A 3941-nucleotide genomic window follows, 5' to 3' on the forward strand; every position below is an offset into this window, starting at 1 on the left:
CGGGGTGATGATGGGCTGATGGGCCCCGATAGGGATGGCCACCAGCTTGTCGAGGCAGGCCATCAAGGTCACGGAGCAATAACCGATGAAGATGAGGAAATACCGGAGGATGCGCCCGAACAGCTCGGGCGCATCGGCATCCTTCTGGCGCTGCTGGAAGAAGGGCTGCCAGGCCAGCCGGTACATTTGCACCAGCAGTTGCCCGAACACCCCCAGTTTCCAGGCCAAGGCGAAAATGCCGGAGAGCTTCAGCACGTCGTAGCCCTGGCCCGGATAGAGCCTATCGATGTCCGATTGGTGGATATGCCGCATGAAAAGCCGGCCCGCCATCTCGTTTATGGTGCCGTACAGGCCCGATGGGACCAAGGGCAATCCGAACACCAGCAAGGCGCGCACGGTTTCCGGAGCCGGCGGCCTCCGCGCTTCCCGGAAGAACATGGGCAGGAACGCGGCCGCGGTGGCGCCGCTGGCGATCAGGTTGGCCAGAAATGGCCCTGCCAGGCCCATATGCAATTTGAGGATGAAAAACAGATTACCGGCGATGGTTACCAGGACGCTGCCCGTGCGCAGGGCGGCGAAGAGGGCGGCCTTGCGCTGCAAGCGCAGATGCGCGAAAGGCACCACGCACAGGGTATCCAGCACTAAGATGCCGGCCGCGTAATAGAAAAGGTTCTCATGCCCGGCGGGGATCAGGAAGGCCCGCGCCAGGGGATGGGCCAGGGCCGCGAAGGCGAGGGAGAAAAGCAGCGATCCCGCGGCCTGGCTCCAGAAGGCGGAAGCGAACAGGCGCTTGCGCTTCTCCTCGTCCGCATCGACGGCCATGCGGAGGTAGGCCGAATCGAAACCGAATTGGTACAGGATATTGAGGAAGGGGATGAGGGTGAGGATGTAGGCCTGGATGCCGAAATCGGCGGTCGTGAAAACGTGGGTGTAGAACGGATTCAGCAGGAAAACGAGGAAGCGGCTGACGATGGAGGAAGCGCCGTAGATGAGCGAGTCCTTGGCCAAGGCGCGGATGCGGCTCATAAGACCGGAAGGTAGGAAAGACCCATGGAAAAGAAGGTGGAAAGAAAGAGGGTAAAGGGTAAAGGGTAAAGGGTAAAGGGTAAAGGGTTAAGGGTATAGGGTTCAGGGTGAAGACTGGGATTGGGCTTCGGTTTTCCTATACCCTTTACCCTTTACCCTGTACCCTAACGAAAGACGGCGCCCAGTCTTTCAGTCTACCGTCCCTCGGACAGCCTGTTGATCAGGAAATCGGCGAACCCGCTCTTGCGCATGGCCGCCTGCGTTTTGCTGATGTCGTAGGCCACCCGCACGATTTCCACCGACATCTTTTCCGTATCGCACAGGCACCAGGAGGCCAATGGGTTCCGGTCGCGCGGCTGGCCCACGCTGCCGTCGTTCACCAGGATGCGCTGGTTGGGCTCCAGGGTATGCACCAGGTTCTCGCCCACCTTGAAGGACTGTTCGCCTTCCATGATCACGATGATGGGCCAATGCGTATGCCCTATGAAGCAGATCCGTTCCGTGAAAAAGGAAAAGGCGTCCACGGCATCGTCCAGGCTGGAGACGTACTTCCAATCGGCGGGGGACCAGGGGCTGGCGTGCACGAACATGAGCGGCGATTCGGAAGCCATGTAGGGCAGCTTGGAGAAGAAATCGACGGAGGCGGGCGTAAGCACCTTGCTGGTCCATTCGATGGCGCGCTGGGCGTTGTAATTGTTCCAGCCTTCCGAGGATTCGCGCCCGATGGCCACGCTGTCGTGGTTGCCCAGGATCACGAGATCGCTATTCTCGGCCACCAACTCCACGCATTCGTTGGGAAAGGGCCCGTATCCGACGATGTCGCCCAGGCACACCTTCTTGTCCACCCCCAGGCGCTGCATCGATTCCAGGACGCGTTGCAACGCCTCCAGGTTCCCGTGTATATCCGAATAGATCCCGTATTTCATCGACTTCGCAAAATTAGCATCAAGGTATCAGTATGCGCAAGTTCCGACCACTTTTCTTGATCCAGCCGGCCTGGACGCGCGAACCGGGGCCGGCGTCGCCCTTTGTAACCATTAGGTTAGGGGCTCTTCGGCGCGGGGATGCCGGGACGGGAAGCCAAGGTCGCGGGGGGGTCGGTCCACTCGGCGGCGGTTCCTTCCACGTCGCGGGCGCAGCGGAATCCCACTTTGAAATTGCGGAAGCCGGGACGGTTGTTGAAGCGCGATTCCAGATTCAAGGAGGTGGCCTCGCTGTACCAGCTCGCACCCCGGATGACCTTGGCCGTGCCGGCGGCGGGGCCCTTGGGATGATCCAGGTCGGTGGAGTCGTACTCGCCGTACCAATCCTGCACCCATTCGAATACGTTCCCGGCCATGTCGTGCAGGCCCCAGGAGTTCGGTTTCTTGAGACCGACCTTCTGGGTGCGATCATCCGAGTTCTCGTGGTACCAAGCATAATCCTTGGCATCGTCTTCGCCCCAATAGTATCCGGAAGGGCTCCCCGCGCGCGCGGAGTACTCCCATTCCGCCTCCGTGGGCAGACGTCCCCCGGTCTCGCGGCAGAACGACTCCGCTTCTTCCCAGGTCACGCGATCCACGGGCAGCGAATCCTGCAGGCGGTACGATGGATTGCGGCCGGTGATCTTCTCGAACTCGCCCTGGGTTACCTCGTACTTGCCCATGAACAAAGGCCCCACCTGCACCCGTTTCCCGTCCTCGCGGAGGTAGCTCCCCTTCGGCACGAATACCAGGGGGTAGCCGGCGCGGAAACCTTTCGCCGGCTGCGGCGGCAGGGGGCTGGGCGGGCGCACCGCGAAGGCGCGGACGGCGCCCTCGCTGCGATCGATCCCGTCGCTGGCGACCACCTTCCAATAATAAACGGTACCCGGCTTCAGATCCGATAGGGCCAGGGACGTATCCCACAGGTTACTCCCGCGCAGGGAGACGGGCGGATAGCGGGTATCCAGGTAAAGCGAGTACGTCACCCTCGAGCCGGGATCGGGATCGCCCCCCCTCCATTTCAGGACCACGGGCTGGGTATCCGGCAGGACCGCGGCGGAATCCGGGAAGACCCCTAGCGGTGGATAAGGCGGATGATTGGGGATCGGCGCGAGGTAGGCCACGCCTTCCGGGGGGAACGCGGGCCCGAAACCCATGGCATTCACGCCTATGGCGCGGAAGCGGTAGGCGACGCCCGGCTTCAGCGGGGGAAGGCGTAGGCGCGGACCGATGGCTTTGTCCAGCAACGTCTCCCAGGATCCGTTCGCCACCTTTTGCTGGATGACGTAGTAATCGGAAGTCGGATAGGTGGAGCATTGCAGGACCAGGCGGTTGCTATCGGGCTCCTTGATGAAGAGCGTCCCCTCTTTCGGAGGCGCCATGACGCTTTGCTCGCCGGAGAAGAGCAGGAAGTCCCGCGGGTCGGAAGGGCCCAGGAAAGTCGTGCGCGATTCCATATGGATGTCCGCCCCGAGGCTGATTTCCCGGTTGAAAGGGACGGCGGGCCCGAGCGCGAGGTCGCGCCGCAGGGAAAGCGCGGCGGCGGTGGATTCCGCGGCGATCGGATCGGGTTGGGCCCATGCGGCGGCGGTCCCGGAACGGGTCGCGACCACGTGGGCGTAAGGGCCGAAGGTGAACACGGGCCCGTTGGCGCCTTCCAGCAACATTTCCACGCGAGGCTTCAGCATCAGCTTGATGTCGCCGTTGCCCCCGGCCGGCGAGACGCTCTTATTGCTCCAGGTCATCTTGTTTTCGGCCAAGGGGCGCCATTGCCCATCGGTGAAGCCCAACTCGCCCTTGATGGAATTGCGGATCCGGAATTCGGCCTGGGCGGAAAAGAAATCATCCTGGGAGTGGCTTTCGACGCGTAGGAAGGGCCGCTGCTGCATGCGGACGAACAACCCCGACCCTAAAGGCAGGATCTGCGGAGCCTTGCCGGGTAATTCCTCCTCG

Annotated in this window: 3 protein-coding genes; all 3 read right to left on the reverse strand. The window is 62.2% G+C overall.

The genetic code is table 11. The features are described from left to right. Positions 1-1026, reverse strand: a 1026-nt coding sequence (locus tag JF616_22790) for an oligosaccharide flippase family protein (GenBank protein MBW8890591.1), incomplete at its 3' end; no start/stop codon positions are given. A 194-nt stretch (positions 1027-1220) separates the two neighbouring features. Next, positions 1221-1952, reverse strand: a complete 732-nt coding sequence (locus JF616_22795) for a metallophosphoesterase family protein (GenBank protein MBW8890592.1) — start codon at positions 1950-1952, stop codon at positions 1221-1223. Between the two features lie 116 nt (positions 1953-2068). Next, positions 2069-3941 (reverse strand): SUMF1/EgtB/PvdO family nonheme iron enzyme (locus JF616_22800; protein MBW8890593.1); only part of this gene is annotated, 1873 nt, incomplete at its 5' end.

The organism is Fibrobacterota bacterium, assembly GCA_019509785.1.
Classification (GTDB): Bacteria; Fibrobacterota; Fibrobacteria; order UBA11236; family UBA11236; genus Chersky-265.

What these genes read in the sequence shown, in the direction of transcription:
- JF616_22795 (MBW8890592.1), bottom strand. Translation starts at nt 1,952, where the DNA reads ATGAAATACGGGATCTATTCGGATATACACGGGAACCTGGAGGCGTTG.